Below are 245 nucleotides of genomic sequence, written 5' to 3'. Positions count from 1 at the left end.
CCCATCAGCGTGGCCAGCACGGTGATCGGCCACAGGCGGCGAAGCAGTCTTAGCAGTTGCACAAACATCGGGTTCCCCAGAAAGATCGGTAATTCGTGTGTCGAGTCGCGTGTCGTTCAGCGGCGGCGGCCGAGCAGCACCATGAGATACGGCGCGCCGATCAGCGTCGCCACCAGCCCGGCGGGCAGTTCGCGCGGCATCAGCAGCGTGCGGCCCAGCCAGTCGGCGATCACGAGCGTCAGCGC

The 245-nt window shown here is 66.5% G+C and carries 1 protein-coding gene; it reads right to left on the bottom strand.

The genetic code is table 11. The annotated features are described in order from the left end of the window. Positions 1 to 116: 116 nt before the first annotated feature. Entirely contained in the window at positions 117 to 233 is a 117-nt protein-coding gene (locus SB772_RS44470) for an iron chelate uptake ABC transporter family permease subunit (protein ID WP_410839085.1), read from the bottom strand. Positions 234 to 245 lie beyond the last annotated feature (12 nt).

The organism is Paraburkholderia sp. SIMBA_030 (assembly GCF_046535245.1).
In the GTDB taxonomy this organism is placed as follows: Bacteria; Pseudomonadota; Gammaproteobacteria; order Burkholderiales; family Burkholderiaceae; genus Paraburkholderia.
This window is presented reverse-complemented; position numbering and strand designations above follow the sequence as displayed.